The organism is Nocardia terpenica, from assembly GCF_013186535.1.
GTDB lineage: Bacteria > Actinomycetota > Actinomycetes > Mycobacteriales > Mycobacteriaceae > Nocardia > Nocardia terpenica.
On sequence record NZ_JABMCZ010000005.1, the window covers coordinates 1,682,625 to 1,701,020 of the forward strand.

Annotated in this window: 16 protein-coding genes; 7 read left to right on the forward strand and 9 right to left on the reverse strand. The window is 61.9% G+C overall.

The annotated features are described in order from the left end of the window. Window positions 1-30: 30 nt before the first annotated feature. From HPY32_RS43610 to HPY32_RS46990, 7 genes are all read right to left on the reverse strand, one after another. On the reverse strand, window positions 31-1,482 hold the full coding sequence (locus tag HPY32_RS43610) for a phytoene desaturase family protein (RefSeq protein WP_231951574.1): 1,452 nt from the start codon (window positions 1,480-1,482) through the stop codon (window positions 31-33). A gap of 11 nt (window positions 1,483-1,493) precedes the next feature. Beyond that, window positions 1,494-3,245 carry an ABC transporter ATP-binding protein gene (locus HPY32_RS43615; RefSeq protein WP_067585857.1) on the reverse strand — a complete coding sequence of 584 codons (1,752 nt, stop codon included), beginning with the start codon at window positions 3,243-3,245 and terminating at the stop codon, window positions 1,494-1,496. Beyond that, entirely contained in the window at window positions 3,242-3,784 is a 543-nt protein-coding gene (locus HPY32_RS43620) for a hypothetical protein (protein WP_067585854.1), read from the reverse strand. The genes HPY32_RS43615 and HPY32_RS43620 overlap by 4 nt, the downstream gene beginning before the upstream one ends. Further along, window positions 3,781-5,628: an alpha/beta fold hydrolase gene (locus HPY32_RS43625; RefSeq protein WP_082871203.1), complete on the reverse strand. Its 1,848-nt coding sequence runs from the start codon at window positions 5,626-5,628 to the stop codon at window positions 3,781-3,783. Before HPY32_RS43625 ends, HPY32_RS43620 begins: the two co-directional genes overlap by 4 nt. A gap of 137 nt (window positions 5,629-5,765) precedes the next feature. Beyond that, window positions 5,766-5,984, reverse strand: coding sequence for a hypothetical protein (locus HPY32_RS43630; protein ID WP_156674355.1), 219 nt, complete (start codon window positions 5,982-5,984; stop codon window positions 5,766-5,768). Between the two features lie 155 nt (window positions 5,985-6,139). Further along, a complete protein-coding gene (locus tag HPY32_RS43635; protein ID WP_171983320.1) occupies window positions 6,140-6,457 on the reverse strand; it encodes a helix-turn-helix domain-containing protein in 318 nt (105 codons plus the stop codon). 732 nt (window positions 6,458-7,189) lie between these two features. Then, window positions 7,190-7,963 (reverse strand): hypothetical protein, encoded by a 774-nt coding sequence (locus HPY32_RS46990; protein ID WP_507236522.1) that lies wholly within the window; start codon window positions 7,961-7,963, stop codon window positions 7,190-7,192. Between the two features lie 600 nt (window positions 7,964-8,563). Here HPY32_RS46990 and HPY32_RS43645 point away from each other — a divergent pair. From HPY32_RS43645 to HPY32_RS43665, 5 genes are all read left to right on the forward strand, one after another. After that, window positions 8,564-9,031, forward strand: a complete 468-nt coding sequence (locus HPY32_RS43645) for a helix-turn-helix domain-containing protein (protein WP_156674353.1) — start codon at window positions 8,564-8,566, stop codon at window positions 9,029-9,031. A 3-nt stretch (window positions 9,032-9,034) separates the two neighbouring features. Beyond that, the gene (locus tag HPY32_RS43650; protein ID WP_156674352.1) at window positions 9,035-9,568 is read left to right on the forward strand and encodes an ImmA/IrrE family metallo-endopeptidase; all 534 of its coding nucleotides are present in this window, start codon (window positions 9,035-9,037) and stop codon (window positions 9,566-9,568) included. Beyond that, window positions 9,565-10,692, forward strand: a complete 1,128-nt coding sequence (locus tag HPY32_RS43655; protein ID WP_156674351.1) for a hypothetical protein — start codon at window positions 9,565-9,567, stop codon at window positions 10,690-10,692. Before HPY32_RS43650 ends, HPY32_RS43655 begins: the two co-directional genes overlap by 4 nt. A 25-nt stretch (window positions 10,693-10,717) precedes the next feature. Next, window positions 10,718-11,743: an FAD-dependent oxidoreductase gene (locus HPY32_RS43660; protein WP_082871200.1), complete on the forward strand. Its 1,026-nt coding sequence runs from the start codon at window positions 10,718-10,720 to the stop codon at window positions 11,741-11,743. 1,469 nt (window positions 11,744-13,212) lie between these two features. After that, window positions 13,213-14,814 (forward strand): ISL3 family transposase, encoded by a 1,602-nt coding sequence (locus tag HPY32_RS43665; protein ID WP_067585841.1) that lies wholly within the window; start codon window positions 13,213-13,215, stop codon window positions 14,812-14,814. On the opposite strand, the gene HPY32_RS43670 is transcribed toward HPY32_RS43665, so the two are convergent. Next, entirely contained in the window at window positions 14,747-15,835 is a 1,089-nt protein-coding gene (locus tag HPY32_RS43670; RefSeq protein WP_171983321.1) for a TRM11 family SAM-dependent methyltransferase, read from the reverse strand. The genes HPY32_RS43665 and HPY32_RS43670 overlap by 68 nt on opposite strands. Further along, on the reverse strand, window positions 15,832-16,482 hold the full coding sequence (locus tag HPY32_RS43675; RefSeq protein WP_171983322.1) for a hypothetical protein: 651 nt from the start codon (window positions 16,480-16,482) through the stop codon (window positions 15,832-15,834). Before HPY32_RS43675 ends, HPY32_RS43670 begins: the two co-directional genes overlap by 4 nt. 466 nt (window positions 16,483-16,948) lie before the next feature. Here HPY32_RS43675 and HPY32_RS43680 point away from each other — a divergent pair, with 466 nt between their 5' ends. Next, the gene (locus HPY32_RS43680; RefSeq protein ID WP_067578691.1) at window positions 16,949-17,899 is read left to right on the forward strand and encodes a hypothetical protein; all 951 of its coding nucleotides are present in this window, start codon (window positions 16,949-16,951) and stop codon (window positions 17,897-17,899) included. Beyond that, window positions 17,896-18,294 carry a pilin gene (locus HPY32_RS43685; RefSeq protein WP_197696342.1) on the forward strand — a complete coding sequence of 133 codons (399 nt, stop codon included), beginning with the start codon at window positions 17,896-17,898 and terminating at the stop codon, window positions 18,292-18,294. The genes HPY32_RS43680 and HPY32_RS43685 overlap by 4 nt, the downstream gene beginning before the upstream one ends. Window positions 18,295-18,396 lie beyond the last annotated feature (102 nt).

The window sequence follows — 18,396 nt, forward strand, 5'->3', positions numbered from 1 at the left end:
TGCACCAACACCTCGAAAGACTTTGGGCAGTCATCGTGCTTCAGAGAGTCCGGGCGCCAGTGCCGGGACGCTGAGCCCGAATCGGCGGCGTAGTGCCAACTTGGCGGCGAGATACCCGCACATCCCGTGCACGCCGGGCCCGGGCGGTGTGGAGGCCGAACACAAGTACACGTGTGGGAGAGGGGTGGAGTGCATGCCCCACCTGAGGGTGGGCCGTAGCAATGCTTGACGCAGGGTCACCGCACCCGCGCCGATGTCACCACCGACATAGTTCGGGTTGTAGGCCTCGTACTCGGCCCCACAGATGCCCCGTGCGGCGATGATTGTCTCCGAGAATCCCGGGGCGTAGCGTTCGATTTGCCTGCAGACCATCGGCACCGGATCGACGCCGTCGCCATTCGGCACGTGGGCGTATGCCCAGACGGGACGCTTACCCGAATGGGCGCGGTCCAGGTCGGCAACCGCCGGGTCCGACACGAGCACGAAGGGCGCTCCGGTGCCGATACCGGCAGCAGTGTGTGTTTCCTGTCGGAAGGTTTCGGCCTGGGTGCCCCCGAGGTGAACGGTTCCGGCGTGAGCCACCTCCGGATTCGTCCACGGGATGGGTTCATTCACCAGGAAATCGACCTTGGCGGCAGCAGGGCCATAACGAAATCTGCCGAGTCGGCGGACGTACCGCGCGGGTAGCTCGTGTTTCGCGATGCGGACGAACTCCTTCGGGCTCAGGTCGCAGAGTATCACCCGGGCATCGGCGAGTTCGCGGAGATCGTCTATCCGGTTGGCGGTGTGCACGGTGCCGCCGTGCGCTTCGATGTCCGCGACCAGCGCCGCGGCGATGCGTGTGCTGCCGCCCCGTGGTATCGGCCACCCGGTGGTGTGGGCAAGGTGACCGAGCAGCAGAGCGACCGCTGCGGACACGACGCTGGGCAGCCGCCCGTTTGCGTGGGCTGCCAATCCACTGAACAGGGCTTTGGCTTCTGCACCGGCGTAACGCCGAGTGGCCAACCGCGTGCAGTGAGACAGGATTCGGGGTGCCAGGACAAAAGCAGCGGAAGGACTGCGGGGCAGGACCTGCCCACCGGACAGCATCAATTGAGCGACGCCGGAACTGTGCTCGATCAGCGGAGCCATCAGATCGCGCCACCGGCTCCCATCGCCCCCCAGACGCGTGCACGTGGTTTCCAGGTCCCGGTACGCGAGACCGGCGCGACCGTCATCGAGGGGGTGCGCATAGCTGATCCGAGGCGTCGCGAACGCCACTCCCCGCCGGGAAAGATCGAATTGCTCGAAGAACGGGGAAGCCAGTGCCATCGGGTGTACTGCGGAACAGATGTCGTGGGCAATGTCTCTGTCAAGGAGCGGTTGAGTGCGTAGCCCACCGCCGATCGTTTCGGCTGCCTCGTGCAGTTCTACCCGAAGTCCGGCGCGGGCCATCGTCACCGCAGCGGCCAAACCGTTGGGTCCCGTACCGATCACCGCCACGTCGACCCGAGTCATCGCGCCAGACTTTCGGGCACCATTCGGTCTTCGGCTTGTGCATCGACCATTTGTTGAGATACGAGTCGTCGATACAGGCCGTCCGATTCCATCAGCTCCTTGTGAGTGCCGATGGCACGGATTCGGCTTGCTTCCATAACGATGATCGTGTTGGCTTCGGACACGGTGGACAGTCGGTGCGCGATCGCCAGCACCTGGCAGCGTAATCCGATCGTGTTGATGGTCTCTCGCAGCACCGTTTCGGAGTCGGAGTCCAGGTTCGACGTGGCTTCGTCCAGCAGCAGCACATCCGGTCGGGGCAGCAGGGCGCGGGCGATCGCCAACCGTTGACGCTGTCCGCCGGACAGACCGGTTCCGTCCTCGCCGAGCACGGTGTCGAGCCCCTCCGGTAAGGCATGGACGACATCGGTGAGATGGGCTGCTTCTATTGCCTGATCGATTTCGTGATCAGTGGCACTGGGCCATGCGTACGTGAGGTTCTCTCTGACCGTTCCGCGCATCAGCGGCGCATGCTGTTCGACCAGACCGATACGTGACCGTAGTTCGTCGAGCGGTATGGCGGAGATATCCACGCCCGACAGCCTGACCACGCCGCGATCCGGAAGGTAGAAACGATCGATTAGCTGGAACAAGGTGGTCTTTCCGGAGCCGGACGGACCTACAACTGCCGTTACGCCGGTGGTGGGCACCGCGAATGACGCACTCGCCACAGCGGGGGTTGTGGTATCGGGATAGGTGAAAGTCACGTCGTCGAATTCGATCGCGGGTGTGGTGGTCCTCGCGGCCGGGCCGCGGAAAGGCGTTTCGACGGCGGGTTCCTGCTCTATCGTTGCGAGGTCCGTCACCCGATTGACTGCCGCCCGCCCCTGCTGGAAATCTCCGAGTGCCATGAACAGCATGACCAATGGGGACACCAGATAGAACAGGTACATGATGAATGCCGTGAGGTTCTCGATCGAGAGATTTCCGGTTGCGGTGCGGGCCATTCCCCAGGCGATGACGATTGCCAGCGACGCCTGGGTGCCAACGTTGAGGGCTGGCATGAGTAGCGCGGACAGTCGGGTTACCCGGATACCGCTTGCACATGCGGCACCCGCTAGATTTTCGAGGCGTTCGCTCTCGCGCTGTTCGGCACGGGATGCTTTGACTGTACTCAGCGCGCCGAGGACTCGCATGATGCCGGAACCGTAATCGCTGATGTCTTCACGATTCTCGATCGCCGCGACATGAACCGCTCGGGCCAGAGCGAGGCTCGCCGCCGAGGCGACGCCGAGGCACCCGGCAGTGACCAACAGCATCCTCCAGTCGATCCACACCATCGCGGCAACGCAGCCGAAGGTGAGGAATCCGCTGGTGATGATCTGGGCGACAGACGAGGTCAAAGCGATACGGGCAAGCGACGTGTCAGCGACGGTGCGAGTGAATACATCACCGTGCTCAAGTTTCCCGAACGCCCGCATCCGCGAATGGAGCAGACGTCCGGTGAGGGTGGTGCGCATATCGAGGACGATGCGTTCCCCGGCTTTGCCTATCAGGTAGAAATGAACCGCAGCCATCGAAGCATCTACCGCGAACAGAACAGAGATGAGGATGATCGGCCATAGCAGAGAATTCCGGACCGACACCGCTTCGATCAGATGACCGATCAACAATGGCTGGAGCAGTGTGGCGATGGCACCGGCCAAGCCCATCAAGGTACCGACGGTGATCAACAGCCGGTGCCGGAGCACGATTACGGATATCTTCACGGCTCACCGACCTTCTCGTAGTCGAAGATCATGTCGTATTTGGGATCTTCGCCGTGGTCGTATCCGGAGTATCGCACCATTAGCACTTGGAACAACGGGTAGTCCGGGTGGGGCGTCAGGCGCCGACGAACGAATTCATTGACGAGCTGACAGGCCGACCGTTTCGCTTCCTTTTCCAACGCGGTTTCAGGGTTGTGCATGAGTGTCGAGGACACATCGAATATCGCCTTTTCGATCCGACGGCCAGGAAACCAGAAGGCATGGGTCAGCTTTCGGGGTGCGAATGAGAACACCTCGCGCCACTCGGTGTGCTCGGACTTGTCTTCGTTAGCGAGCCGATACAGGAAATGAGTGTCGTCTGTCCCAGGTTCCGGAGCGAAGAACCGCCAGTTCGGGATGAACATTCCCCCGCTGGACTTGTCCACCCGGCGGATTTTGTCGTAGGTGCGATCAGGATGCTGACCCAACACTGATGCAATGAACCAGCCAGCGAGAATCGTGGGGACTGCCCACTCGACCAGGGTCAGAGACTTGTTCATGCCACGCCCCCTGCTGTCATCGTTCTTTCCTGGAGTTGATCCGCTATCTGCATTACGGTTTCTTCGATCAGCTGCGCGGTGCGCGGTGCGTACTCCATACCGTCGATGATGGACTGGTGGCTGGAGCCTGTGACAGTAACGACCCGCCCTCCGGTTCCTGACTTAATGTAGTCCTCGTGCAAATCGCCGTATTCAGGAAAATCTCGGATCGTGGATTCAGCCACCATGACCGAGATCGGTATCTGCAAACGATCCAGCGACCGACCGCCATCGAGCATGAAACTGTAGGAACAGCTCCATTCTCGGCGAGCCGCGTTCCATGTTCCAGGACTGGAGGATTCAAGGCGTAGTGTCCGATAATACGGGCTGCCCGCGACGGCGGAAAACATTCCCTTCTTGTCCAGGAGCATCCCGCTGCCGAACACCGCCGACCATCGACCGAGACGCATTGCGAGGTTCGTTCCTCTTGCGCCTTCGCGCCGCCTGCGGGAGTGGGTCAACTGGCGCGGATGCATGGGGTCGACCAGTACAAGACCACGCACGAGGTCCGGGATGATCGCGGCGACACGATGGGCGAGATAGCCGCCCAGCGAGTGACCGGCCAGCACACACCGACCTTCGGCTCCGACAGCGTCGGTTATGACGTCGGCCAAATCGCTGACCGACTCGCCAATCGAATAATCTTCTAGGCTGCCCCGCAGCGAGCTGCGATATCCGGCGCGGTCGTACACCACCACCGAGATCGATGGATCCAGATGGTCGGCCACCAGCAGCCATGCGGCGGATGAGCTCATAAGTCCGGCCTCACACACCAAGGTGGGCCCGCCGCTCGTTCCTCTCCGGAGATAGTATGTGACGATATTTCCACTGCTGCAGCGCACTTGGTGCCGCTCGAATCCGGCATGGCCGGCCCGGGTCCTGATGGTGGCATAACTTTGGTGTGCCAGACCAGCTACCAGGCACGACGCCAGACCGACTGCGGTAATTCCCACGAATTTCCTGCTGTTCGGCTGCCCCTCATTGGTGCCCTTGGCCAATGCCCGCACCGATGGATAGGTCGACAAGAATGCCCATGCAAAACGCGACAACCCCATGAAGCGTGCATTGGCCAGGTGGAAAAGGCCCATCGCCGTCAGCCCGGCGTCGATGTACTTACCCTTCTTCAGGAGCAGCAGCGGAAATCCACTCTCCAGAGCGACCACTACATGGCAGAGAGTGCGGGAAGCAGTGGGATATTTCTTCAAAAGGTTGAAGATCCGCTCATCGCCATAGGTCTGCGTGCGCATGATCTTCACAAGCGCATCGCCCGACCGCCACATGTCACCGGCGAGTTTAGCCCACCCGGATGCCCCGTAGGACAGGACCGTCTGGGCGCCGATGAACTGCACTGCGGCGTCACGGGTTCCGGCGGTGCCACCGGCTCTACCGAGCGTGGCGGCGGCCTGCACGAGGAAGGCCACCTGGTCGGAGCCGTCGGTGCCGAAGAGATGCCGCAGATAGACCAGGCTTTCGCTGCCGGACAGATAGGCGCTCGCAATCAACCTCGCCCTGTTGTTTCGCACCGGCGAGATGAGTACGACCGCGGCCAGGGCGCGGGAAACGTGCACGCCCTGAGTCACCCGCTCGCGAGCAACGAAGTCTCTGATCGCTTGCACCGCTTTGGTCTTTGCTGGTACTTGGCTCCGGGTATGACTCCAGTTATTCAGACCCCCCAGCTCACGGTCGGCTCTACGGGATAAATATTCGAGGCTGGACAGCAATTGGGTGGCGGCGGAAAATCTCTCGGCGGTATTGAGCGGCGCGGAATAGAGTGAGTCGGCAGCCGACCGAATATGGAACATCATATCTTCCCGATCGCATACTTGTAGTTACGTCTAGGAATGGGCGGGGAACGCCCGGTTCCCCGCCCATCGGTGGGATTACCCCTTCGTATCCCTAATAGCGGCGCACACGCCTTCCGCAGATGTGACCGGGTCGACGATCAGCCAGCCGCACGAGTGGCCTTGGTAGCCTGGGCCACATTCGCGATGACACGCACCAAGGTGGGGGTGGACATAACCGGAGTCGCAGGCCCCGGGAGCGCGGCCGCCTTCAGCTCTCCGACCAGTGTGTTATCGGCATTGACCTTCTCAAGCAGCATGACTTCCTCCATCAGTTGAAACATGTTGAATAATTGACGTTCGTTCGAACTTCGAAACACGATGTCGACGATCGGCTGATCCCTCGCATCAGCCGATCCTTACCGACCATCCTGCGCTCGGATCGAATTCGGGGGATCCATTGCTTCCTCGATTCTTGTCCCGGGCCATCAGAACACCGCCGAACTAGACGGTGGCAGGCACTGCGTGCCTATAGCTATATTGCATCCTGTACTTCGAATCGCCCAGGTCGGATAGCCGGAATAATTTCCGGAACTCCCTCGACGCGCTTGAGTGGACGTTTGACATGGCTGAGCAGCGTCTCCCGCTCAGCAGAGTCGAGTTCCAGCCCCTCTGCTATCAGGTGTATTGTTCTGGCATGCGGATACCGTGTCTTCCCGAGCTCGATATTTCTCAACGCTCTTGCACTGATTTGCGCCCGCTCCGCCAGCTCCTCCTGACTCAACTGGGCGCGATAACGATGTCTAATCAGAAGAACCGCCAGCATGCTCATCGGTCGGCTGATTTCTGACATATGATTCCCCCGCTCTGTCACTCGGTTTGTGGCCACTGCGTGGTGGAAGCGCATAAAAACTTCGCAGATGAACGCGACTGTCGGAACGTGAAGGCTTCAGACAGCTCAAGGAGGTCAGGGTAAGGCGCGCCGCCCAGCGGCGATGGTAGCTCCGAGACAATACAGGTAGTTGATTAGCCTCCCCTTCTGCTCACATAACATCAAGTCGAGGCAATAGTTCCATAAGGAAAGTTTGCCGTCAACGACCGGGTGGAGAGCCTATTTGTTGTTGCCCCTGCAAACTATTCTCAGGGCAGAATAATGCCAATGCTGATCCGCTAGATGCATCTGCCGAGGCGGATCCACAGTGCACCGGTCTCGGAGTGGATGTGAAACTGTTCACCATGATAATCGTCGAATTGCAGAGCTGGAGTCGACGTCCTCTCGCGACCGTTACGACAATTCCAATCGGCCACGACGCCAATAAACTTCCCGAGATAATCGCCTTGTGTCACGCCGAATTTGCTCATGGCGATGACGCCGTCAGGCAATTAGACATCGGCGTTTCCGTGGCGAATCGCCCGTGTCGCAGGACAACCTGGTTCTACCGGAGCGCTGCTCCTCATGCCCGGCAAGCGCCACATCAACACTTCTCATCCGAGAATCTATAGCTCCATTACTCCAATGGAAATTCACATCGGAGGATTATCTATAAAGTCCAGGTCGGGAAGTCTGCTCTCATTGTTCAGATTGTCAATTCACTTGCTTACGCTGGTTCAATCTATCGGATATTCTGATCCAGTTTTCCAAGTTCTGGTTGGCAATCGACGCAAGCAGATCCAGACAATGCGCCGGTGCCCGATCTGCAATTGCAATAGACTCCTCTGCCGTGCGAGGGCTTGCTTCTAACCACCTGATCAATGCTCGTCCAAAATCGCTAAAGCGAAGTGATGGGTCGGTTCGCAAACGCTTAAGGCTGGACTCCATATCGATTCTTGCGCTTCGGTCGCGTCCTTCATGCGGAAGACTATCCCGCTGTACTGGCCTGACGTGCAGTCGGCTGGCTGTAGTCTCCGGCGACTCTATTGCGCACCCACTTGTACGGTTCCGGCCCGTTACCTCGGCTGGATTGACCGCTGAACGTTTCTCGGTCTCGATGTTTCGTCTTGGAACCTGTGGTCTTCGCCCGATCCGCTTCGCACGTCGAACGCGACCGTCGCGCCCCTCGCGCGAGCTCAACTGGGGAATTTCCCCAGTTGAGCTCCGGCGAATAGTCCCGACAGTCTTGTGGTCCAGGCCCGCAATCCGACCAACCCACCTGTCAGACCATTCCGGGTGGAACATTAGTATTCGACTCGCAGCTGATCTGCGATCGGCAAGCGAAAGCGGCAAGCCATGTGATATATTCAGTTGTACAGACAACAGAAATGCTTCCTCGTCCGTACCATCGAAGTACTGAACCCTGACTACATCCTCACCTCTTGATTGGACCGCCTTCAATCGATGTAGTCCGTCTATTACGCGCATCGACGGTTTGTGCACGAGAATCGGTGGAAGTGCATCGCTCGATTCGGCCAGAAGTCGGGTATGTGCTGCATCTTCTCCTGCCACTCTCGGCGAAATGTGACCGACCACCTCTCCGATTGGCACTTCAGTTACACTGCCAATCCTTTCGAGCCCAAATGAATCGTTACCAAATGGAAGTTTTGTAGCATCTATTGTCCAATCGCCCTTGGACTCACTGACCACTGTCTATCCTCCCTCATGGCTGGTACGTGATATACGGATGCGCCTTATGGCCACGACACCCCGATCCATAAGCCGCGATGACGTCAAGCAGAGCCAGTCGACAGTCAAGCTCTCTATGCACAGTGCCGAATCTCTATGCATGCCGGTCGTCGCGCCCCTGTAGATAGGACGACGATGGTATGTGGCGGCAGTGCCACGCCGATCTATAGGATCCGAGTGTAGCGTGCTAGGATGAGAACGCCAGAGGGATTCGAAGATTCGCCCAGGAGCCGTGTGGTTCGGGTAGGGACCTCCGGCCGGGTCGCTCCCGCGGAAGCCGAGCCCGTTGGACAGAGCAGAAGCTGTTGTATCCTCGTGCCGATCGGAGGGTGTGTGGCAGTGGCAGAGCCGGATGATGCAGAGGTTGGAGTGATCGGCCGACGCTTGAACCAGGTGATTGAGGCCGCACAACAACGCGATTCGCGGATGTACAGCAACAAGGATATTGCCGAGCGTTCGACCGAATTGGGCTACCCTGTCAGTCCTGCGCAAGTCTCACATATCAGACTTGGCCGTGTACGCAATCCCGGGTTCAGGGTAATCGAGGGAATTTCGCTTGCCTTGGGAGTCGATGTTCGCGAGTTTCTCGATGGTGCGGCTGCTGACCAAGCTCGGCTAGAGTCCAAGTTTCGCAAGGAACTCGCCGACTCCGGCGTAGAGGCAGTCGGATTTCGCCTGTCCGAGCTTAGTACACTTAACGATGTCGGGCGATCCACTTTTATGTCCATTGTCAGCGATATTCTCCGAGACCTTCAATCGCATGAACTGTATCGACGTCGCCGCCCAGAAGAGTCGAGCGGCGACTAAGGCATGGATGCAACGCACCGGCTCGATGATCTTCGCCGACCGTGTTTCAAGCCGAATGCCAGCCATATTCGGGCGGTGGAGAAACAAGTTCGAGTGTTGATCCGGCGAATGGGTATTCGTGAGTCGCTCAGCATACGTCAGCTCGTTGAGCGCTATAGCCAGTTCACTGGGACCAGTGTCCTCCTACAGGAGAGGCTGTTGCCAGTCGACTGTTTTTTCGCCATCACTCTCAAGTTAACTTCCCCACTCGATGCCTACGTCATCACCTACCAGCAAGCCACATCGCGGTGGCATCAGGACCATGGCATTGCGCACGAGCTCGGACATATCATATCCGGGCATTATGATAGCCGCTCTGGCACATGTCATTTCGACATGTCGGCGCAGATGGAATGGGAAGCGGAGTACTGCGCTAACATCCTGGGACGCTGGACTTATCAATTGGGCCGCGCCCTGGACCGAACCAAAGATCTTAGGCCCATGATTCCCGTCGTCGACGCCTCGGCTCCGCTGCGAGAACGTTTGGGCTGGCTATGATCTATATCCCGCATCCAGTGCTTATCGCGATATTTATGGTTGCCGCTATCTGGAAGAACCGACAGTACCGGAACAATTCCGATCCGGCCCTACTTGCTGTTATCGGGGCGTTCCTCTGCGATGCCATCGGTCTCGCATTCGGTGACTACGCGAAGGGGTCCGCTGCCCCATGGCTTCTTCATCGCATGGACTACGAGTTCATCGGAGTGGTCGTGCTATTATTCTACAAATACTTTACAGCCGCATTTTTTCTAATTGCATCGCAGCGCCGGGAAGTCGTCAAACGAGTTCTCGCCATCAGCCTGATCCCCATGGCAGTCTCTGTTGTGTTGTTACTCGCGGCGGACCTCAAGACGCACCCAACTTCCAGACCGTACGGCTTCGCCGATCCAGCCGTGGTCGACTTCAACTTTGCCGAGAAAATTTTTCTGCTACCAATCGACCTCGTCACCATCTGGTATGCGGTGGCCTACTTGCGTTTGTTGTCCGGCACGGCGGCACGAGGCATAGTTATAGCGGCCATCGGGTTAGCTCTATCCTTCGTCGCCGAGACGACGTTCACCGTAGAGCTGTTCTACTATGCCCAATCAAACCGTCCACCCCATGGTTTAATCGCTGCCGGACGTTGGGAGGTCTATATCGGCCAACTTATGTTCATTGTCGGCATATCGTGGTACGGGATCGTAATGCGCATTCGGGACCTACTGACGGGCCTGGCAGCGGTGCGTGACATCGTGAGACTGCATTGGTTGTGGAAAATAGCGTCTGCCACCCTTGTACAGTTCTTGCCTCCACGGATTTCGCCGCGTTTTGATGCGCTGCGACCTCTGACATCTGTTCTGGAACGCCGCCAGGCCATGATGGTCGATATCCGTGACGCTCTGATGCTCCTAAGCCCACAGATAGACCCCAACCGGGCCACGACTGTTGCGGATTATACCTCAGAAATCCTCCGGGTTGCCGTTGCCAACCAGAAACGGCCTGTTCTCTACGGGACCGCGGTACGAGCAGCGGCAGACAGTGCCAATTCCTTCGATGGCGACCGTCGACTACTCTCCGCAGTAGGCCGATATCTCAACCAGCGCGCCTTACGTGTCCCCAATTCAGCAAGTGGAACTTCATAGAGCTCACAACAAGGAGGGTTCGAGCATGACGGCGTGGCTGAGCGCGGCAGTGATCGGCGGTGGGATCGCCGGAACCACCGCCGCCTTGGCGCTGGCCAAGATTGGTGCCGATGTGGAGGTCTACGAGGCGACAACCCGCACCACCGCCGAAGGCGGATGGGTGACGCTAGGACCATCAGCAATTACGGCACTGGATCAGCTTGGCGTCGGTGAACAGATCCGAGCTGTCGGTTTCCCAGTCGTCGAGGCCCGCATGATGAACACTGTGACAGGGCGGGAGGACAGACTTTCCCGGTATGAGACCAGCCACCGCTGGTCAAGCACGCATGTCTGGCGCCGAGACCTGCTTTCAGTACTGCGCGATCGTCTCGATCAAGTGGATGTCCACTGTCACTTCAACACCGCTGTCACCGCAAACGAGGCAAGCGCCGATCTCGTTGTCGGGGCCGACGGAGCACGCTCGACAACCAGGCGCCTACTCGGAAACACGACACCGCTGAGCTTCACTGGACAGATCATCCGATACGGTCACCACCCCAAGGCAGTGCCCGGGCTGCCGAGGCACGTGCTTCACTTCTGGAGTCACCCAGACGGCGTCGTCGGCTACGTCGGCGATGATAAAGATGGCTCATTCTGGTTCAGTCGACACGACTCCGACGATCCGACAGACGTGGTCAACCTCGCCCAATTGCTGCACCCCCTACGGTCAACCCCGGTGGCCGCAGTCCTCGACATATCCGAACTGAGCGATCAATTCGCACTCTACGAACTGGACCCCCGCGGCATATGGAACCGCACAGACACAGTGCTGACAGGCGATGCCGCCCATGCGGTCTCACCAGCAGCAGGACGCGGTGCCACATCCGCCATCGAGGATGCCGTCGTTCTCGCAAGATGCCTGCGCCACACAGATACGATCGCCGCAGCGCTCGACACTTACACCGCGATCCGTCGCCCGGTGGCATCGGCAACATATCGGCCGACGCCCGGCAACCGCCCACAGCGCCCGACAGCAGATGACCTCTTTATCGGTGAAACTGCCCGAAGGTAATCACCGCGACGTTGTCAGGCGAACTCGATAGTAGAGCCGCCGTGCCTCCCGCAGGTCGGCCTTGATGGTCGTATATGCTCGCCCGGTTTCCCGGACGAATAGCCAGGATTGCACGACCTAAAGGCTCCTGCGCTTGGCTTGCGCCAAATCCGCAGGGCGCCCGAGACTATCAAGCAGGAGAGCGGCAGGACCAAAAGACCGCTCGTCACCGATACCCGCTGACCGGCGATCAAGAAGTAGCCACCAGGTCTCAACGTGAAGGCCACCACCGAAGCGATGATGAGAGCCACTCCGGTGATGGCGGCGCGCGTGGTTCAGCGACGAATCCAAGCAATCCCTCGCGCGTAGTCTTCCGGCGGTGTACCGGAACGCTGAACCCCCAGAAGGGTATCGCGCTGACCAGTGTAGGTTGTTGCGGCGGACGATCTTTCGGAGCTTCGCCATTCGAACCGACAGCCGTGGACACTTTCTGGAGGTTACTGCTTGCGGGCGGTTCTGTCCGTGCATCTAGTCGGCTCCAAATACCACTGACAACTCGGCCGCGTACAGACGCAAGTTGATCATGATCCACTCGTCCCTCGAGCGCGGCGCTAGGGCCCTGGCGGTCGATGCTAGACAGACCCAAGAGGTCGCTTTGATGGCGAAATCCACTGCACCCCACGATCTTTCGGTTACAGCTTGGAACTTGCGGACGAGGATCACCGGCAAGTATCAGTTGCATGCCGGTGAGCTGCGCGTCCTTGACGGCGCCTGCCGTGAGTCGGATCTGATCGACACGTTGCAGGCTGGGACGGCGGGTATCCGACGCTGGAATAGTCGAGGCCAGGCCCGGCTGCCGCCATTCCCGCTTACGCACTGGTCAGCTACTCCGCCGTGTTCCTCCTCCAGCGCTACCCGAATGGCGTTCCCCCAGGACTCCCCGATCCTCGCCGCACTCAACGACCCACAACGTAGGGCTGCGACAGCCGGTTGGGTCGGGCAATTCGGGTGGGTCACCCGCAACCCGAGGCCAATACATGTGCTTCGGCCAGAACGTTCCGGAAATGGGCGGCCAGCAGCCGACGAATGCGCAGATCGGGATAGTCGCACCAGGCAGTGCGCCCACGCCTGGTGCGACTATCACGCTAAGACTCGGGCCGCCGTATCCGGCGGCGCGGCGATCCGATCACGGCCGGTCGGTCTCGGCGAGCGCAGAACCTTACCAAGGCTCTGCCATGCCGCACAACGATGGGTGGGACTCATGCCGCTAGCCCGCCCGGTTCCATACCAGCCCGAGCCCCGAACAGCCGAGACGACGCCGATGACCACCCCGGTTCCTGCTGAAGGTGCTTCAGTTTCGGTGAACTCCGGTGGGTTCTGTCAACGGCAGCGGAATCCTGGATCTGGCACAGACTTGGTGATTGACCGGTTCGGGATGCGAAGGGGCGGTTGATAGTTCATCATGTCGCGAGTGTTCTGATCTTGGAGCGATGAGGGTCCTGTTCCCGCACCTGGATGGTCTGCGGATCGAGGTCGTCCGTGCGGCGGGTTCGACGGTGCGGATCGAGGCTGCGACCGGCGACGGACCGGCCGGGTGTCCCGGTTGCGGGACACTGTCTGCGCGGGTCCACAGCCGGTACCGGCGACGGTTGTCCGATACCTCGATCACCGGCCGCGAAGTCGTGATCGGGTTACAGGTCCGCAGGCTGTTCTGCGGCAATTCCGATTGCGGGAAAACAACTTTCGCCGAGCAGGTGCCGCAGCTGGCGGCCAGGCATGCTCGCCGCACCCTGATTCTGCAGCGTGCGTTGTGCGCGGTCGCGCTGGCGCTGGGCGGGCGCGCGGGAGCGCGACTGACCCGGCACCTGGCCGCGACAGTGAGCCGGATGACGTTGCTGCGCCAGATCCGGGCCTTGCCCGATCCTCAGCCCCCGGTCCCGCGGGTGTTGGGCGTGGACGACTTCGCCCTGCGCCGCGGGCATCATTACGGCACGATCCTGATCGACATGCAGACCCGCCGCCCGATCGAGGTCCTGGACGACCGGACTGCGGACACCCTCACGGCCTGGCTGCGGGCCCACCCGGGCGTGGAGATCGTCTGCCGCGACCGCGCCGGCGCTTACGCCGAAGGCGCCGCCGCCGGGGCGCCGGACGCGGTGCAGGTCGCCGATCGCTGGCACATCTGGCACAACCTCGGCGAAGCGGTCGAACGGACCGTGGCACGCCACCGCGCCAGCCTGCCCGCCGCGATCACCGCCCCTGAACCGCAGGACAGGCCCGATATCGCCGCGATTGCCGCCGAAATCCTCCCTGGTCCGGTCCCGCCCGGCGAACGGCAGGATCGCACCGCAGTGCGCACCCGCCGGCGCTGGGACCAGGTCCATGCTCTGCTGGCCCAGGGCACGAGCATCCTGGCGATCAGCCGCGAGCTGGGCTTGTCCCGCGGCACCACACGCCGCTTCGTCCGCGCCGAGTCGGTCGAGGAGCTGCTGGTCAACAACCGCCTCGGATTCCGAGTCAGCATTCTCGAGGCATACAAGCCTGAGCTGCATCGGCGGTGGAACCAGGGGTGCACCAACGCAACCCAACTGTTCGAGGAGATCAAGGCCCGCGGATACCAAGGCAGCGAGAAGCTGGTACGCAACTACCTGCAGCCCTTGCGTGCCCTCACGCACGTCCCGGTCGCGCCACCCAAGCCACCGACCGTCCGCAAAGTCGTCGCCTGGATCATGACCAACCCCGCCACCCTCGCCGCCGAGCACCGGACGAGCCTCGACGCGATCCTGGCAGTCAGCCCGGAACTGGCCGCGCTGACCGGGCACGTCCGCGCGTTCGCCGACATCATGGGCCAGCGGCGCGGGCAGGATCTCGAACGGTGGATGGCCACCGTCGACGCCGACGACCAGCCCGCGCTGCACTCGTTCGTGCGCGGCTTGCGCAGCGATCAGGACGCGGTCACCGCCGGGCTGACCATGTCTTGGAGCAGCGGAACGGTCGAAGGCCACGTCAACCGAATCAAGATGCTCAAGCGACAGATGTTCGGCCGCGCGAAAACCGACCTGCTCCGCAAGCGAATCCTGTTGAGCGAGTGAACAACCCGGTCGGTCGGGTCACGAAATTTGTGCCAGATCCAGTTTTCACCTGCCGTCGACAGGTTCGAGGTTTGCGGAAGACCAGGACATCTTCGTGTGCGATGAGGGCCAGGGGCAGTCCGGCGTCGCGGTTTTTGAGGACGAAGTCGCGTTGGAAGAAGGAGCTGTGTGCGACGATGCTGCCGTTGGTGAGGCGGCCGAGTAGTGCTGCGGCTCGGTCGATGGGGACGAGTCCGGCGGTTTGGGCGCATTCGGTGAGTAGTGAGGGTAGGTCGATCAGTTCGGCGTGCTGTCGCCAGGGGCGGGCGGTGATGATGACGTGTGCGCCGGGTTTGAGGTAGTCGGCGGCGGCGGTGAGGATGCGGGTGAATCCTGTCAACAGGCGGGGGACGCCGATGTTGGCGAGGTTGCCGCGGTCGAGGGTGTTGCCGTAGCGGTTGTTGGTTTTGTGTACTCCTTCCCCGGCGCGGACGCGGACGTGGCCGTGTGTGGAGTCTCCGTATGGGGGTGAGGTGATGAGCAGGTCGACGGTGCCGCGCAGGTCGGCGGGCAGGCAGGTGGCGAGTTTGCGGGCATCGCCTGTGTATACGGTGGCTTCGGTGTTGATGCCGTGTTCGCGGGCGATCTTCAGGTTGGTTCGCGCGGTGTCGGCCCAGCGGGGCTCGTATTCGACGCCGACGGCTTGGCGGTCGAGGTGGAGTGCTTCGATCAGGGTGGTGCCGATTCCGCACATGGGGTCCATCACCAGGTCGCCGGGTTTGCTGTAGCGGGTGATGGCTGCGGCGGCGATGTGGGGCAGCATTTTCGCCGGGTGCGCTGAGGAGTCGCGGTGGTAGCGCGTGCCGCGCTGGGCGGCGGGCGCGGTCTGCGCGGTCGCCCACACCGATACCCGCCCCTGGGCGGGGGTGCGGTCGTACGCGGTGGTGGGTTCGCTGGTGTACATGGGGGGATGGCCTTTCGCGGTGGGGGTGAACGCGCCGGGGTGCGGCGCGCGTGGGCGGGGTGTGGGGCTGGGGTTCATGCGGCGGTGGTGAGGTCGTGCGGCTGCAAGAACACCGAGACATCGGTGTGGATGATGTCGTTGTGCTCGTCCGGACCGGCCACGACGCGGCACGGGGTGCCGGGGTGGGTGGGGGCGGCGACGATGGCGGTGCCGTGGACGGGGGCGGCGATCAGGTGCTGTAGGTAGAGCAGGTCGCAGTGTTGTGCGGCGCTGACCAGGTGGCCGGAGAGGTCGCGCAGGTGACCGTCGCTGTCGTGGCCGCAGCGGCTGAACACGACGAGCAGGCCGCCGACTCGTAACCGGGCCGAGGCCACCTGGACTGCCTCCGGCACGGTCTGTGGTTCGGGCTCCGGGAGCAGGGTGGTCAGGATCAGGTCGGTGTCGGCGACGGGCACCGACTCGTCCGGGCCGGTGGTCGCGGGAACGGGGATCCGGCCGAGTTCGGCAAGGGTCGAGGTGGTGGGGGTGCTGGTGTCGGGGAGCAGCATGACCCGGTCGCTGGGGCGGCTGTATTCGAGCACGGCTCGGGTGAGCAGGCGCGGCGGCCACGGGTCGTGCGGGTCGATGGGTGTCGGCCCGGCCGCCCACAGCGTGGTCGGGATCATCGCGGGCGCTGTCCCCGTACCCCGGGCGGCGGTGCGGCGGGTGGGTTGGTTCTGGGTCATCGGGAGTACCTCTTTCCGGTCGGGTGTTTCTACCGGCAGCACTCCTCCCTTCAGCTGGTTTTCGGACATCGAGCAGGAAAAAAATTCACCCACGTCTCACGCCGCTCCGAAACCGGCCGGAAATGGTTGCATGCACGTGAGGCGGGCGTGCGCAATGGCAAATCGGATGCGGGGTGGGTCTCGGATTTTTTCACCGACCGCGGCTGATTCTGTGGCGGCCGTGTGGCGCTCTGGTGGAGCGCCACAGCAGCATTACACGGCGCGCTCATCTCCTGGTAGACGGTCATCTCGGTGGCGGTTTCAGGGGTGGGCGTGACCGGGTGTGAACGCGCCGCACTGTTCGACACTGAATGCGTTCTGAGGTCTTTCTGAATTCGTCGTGAATTGTTTCTGACGGTGTTTTGTGGCGGGTCTCGCGTGTCCTTGCTTGGTCGATTTTCTTTCGCTGAGCACAGGAGGTAAGTCCATGAATTCACGGAAGAAGCGGGTCCGCCGGGTAACGCCGACAGCGCTGCAGTTGGTCCGGAAACGGTTCGGTGAGCTGGCCGACCAGCAGATGGACGGTCTGCCGCCGTCGTGGGGGCCGATGAGTATCAGGCAGGCGTCGCGGCGGGTTCTCGATCGTCGGGTTCCCCTGGCTGAGGTCGATGCGGTGTGGGCGGAGCTGGTGACTCGGGCCCGGACCAGGCAGGAGGTCCCGGTACTGGTGTGTGCGGGTTTCGCGTTGCCGATGCTGTCGACGCTGTCGTCCACCTTGACCGGGCACTGGACCCACCGTCACGACACCCAGGCCATGGTGCTGACCGCACTCCTGGAAGCCGTGGACTGGATCGACCTGTCGCGCCCGTATGTGGCGTCGCGACTGCGGTGGGCGGTCTATCACCGGTGCCGCGCGGCGATCCGGGAGCGCCGGTTGGCATCGGTCCCGTCGTGGTGGGTGACCAGCCCGGACAGCATCGACGAGGACGCCGATATTCCGGTATCGATCGACCTGGGGCACGCCCGGCGCGGGCATCCGGACGAGCTGTTGGAGTTGGCGGTCGCCGAGGGGGTGCTCACCGCAGCCGAAGCCCGGCTGATCGCCGACACCCGCCTGGACGGCCAGCCGTTGCACGGCGTTGCCGCCGACGTCGGGATCGACTACGACACCGTGGTCAAGCGCCGCCGCCGCGCCGAGCTGCGACTGGCGCAGTGGCTCACCCACCGCCTGCAGGAGTCGCTGTCGGCGGGGTTCAGCGAGGTCGAGGCCGCCGCCGTGGACAACCTCACTCGCGCTGTCGGCCAGGCCCCGCGCAAAAAGTTGTGGCGGGCGATGTCCGAAAACGGCGATGCGGCAGGAGTGTCTCCAGTGCGGGCGCCTTCACAGGCTCTCGCGGACCCGCAACCCGCTCGCCAGGAGGTGCGCCGATGCGCATGACCCGTTCCCCCGTTTTTCGGCCCTTCTTCGCCCGTCGTGCCGATGGTCGTCAACGCCTGCGCAGGCCCGGCGGAGCGGTGCTCGCTGCCGGGGTGGTCTCGGTTGCCGCCGTGGTTGCTGCGGCGGCTCCGGCGGCGGCGGATCCGGTGGTGCTGGCGGTGGCCGGGTCGCTCGACGAAGTGTGTACGCACCTGCGGAACTGGCTGATCGGCATCCTGGCCACCGTCGCCACGGTCTACTTGACCGTTGGCGGGGCCCGCTACCTGCTCTCGGGTGGCGACGCCGGTGAGGTCGAGCGAGCTAAGGCGTGTGTGCGGGCCGCGCTGATCGGCTACAGCCTGGCTATCCTCGCCCCGGTCGTCGTGGAAGTCCTCAAATCCCTGGTGGGGGGCTGACCATGTCTGCCCCCACCCGCGCGGGCGGAGGCGCGCACCGGGCCCGGTGGCGGTGGTTGCTGACCGTCGCTGCGGCTGCACTCATGGTGGCGGCCAGCACCG

What these genes read in the sequence shown, in the direction of transcription:
- HPY32_RS43620 (WP_067585854.1), bottom strand. Translation starts at nt 3,784, where the DNA reads ATGAACAAGTCTCTGACCCTGGTCGAGTGGGCAGTCCCCACGATTCTC.
- HPY32_RS43625 (WP_082871203.1), bottom strand. Translation starts at nt 5,628, where the DNA reads ATGATGTTCCATATTCGGTCGGCTGCCGACTCACTCTATTCCGCGCCG.
- HPY32_RS43635 (WP_171983320.1), bottom strand. Translation starts at nt 6,457, where the DNA reads ATGTCAGAAATCAGCCGACCGATGAGCATGCTGGCGGTTCTTCTGATT.
- HPY32_RS46990 (WP_507236522.1), bottom strand. Translation starts at nt 7,963, where the DNA reads ATGCGCGTAATAGACGGACTACATCGATTGAAGGCGGTCCAATCAAGA.
- HPY32_RS43650 (WP_156674352.1), top strand. Translation starts at nt 9,035, where the DNA reads ATGGATGCAACGCACCGGCTCGATGATCTTCGCCGACCGTGTTTCAAG.
- HPY32_RS43655 (WP_156674351.1), top strand. Translation starts at nt 9,565, where the DNA reads ATGATCTATATCCCGCATCCAGTGCTTATCGCGATATTTATGGTTGCC.
- HPY32_RS43660 (WP_082871200.1), top strand. Translation starts at nt 10,718, where the DNA reads ATGACGGCGTGGCTGAGCGCGGCAGTGATCGGCGGTGGGATCGCCGGA.
- HPY32_RS43665 (WP_067585841.1), top strand. Translation starts at nt 13,213, where the DNA reads ATGAGGGTCCTGTTCCCGCACCTGGATGGTCTGCGGATCGAGGTCGTC.
- HPY32_RS43670 (WP_171983321.1), bottom strand. Translation starts at nt 15,835, where the DNA reads ATGAACCCCAGCCCCACACCCCGCCCACGCGCGCCGCACCCCGGCGCG.
- HPY32_RS43675 (WP_171983322.1), bottom strand. Translation starts at nt 16,482, where the DNA reads ATGACCCAGAACCAACCCACCCGCCGCACCGCCGCCCGGGGTACGGGG.
- HPY32_RS43680 (WP_067578691.1), top strand. Translation starts at nt 16,949, where the DNA reads ATGAATTCACGGAAGAAGCGGGTCCGCCGGGTAACGCCGACAGCGCTG.
- HPY32_RS43685 (WP_197696342.1), top strand. Translation starts at nt 17,896, where the DNA reads ATGACCCGTTCCCCCGTTTTTCGGCCCTTCTTCGCCCGTCGTGCCGAT.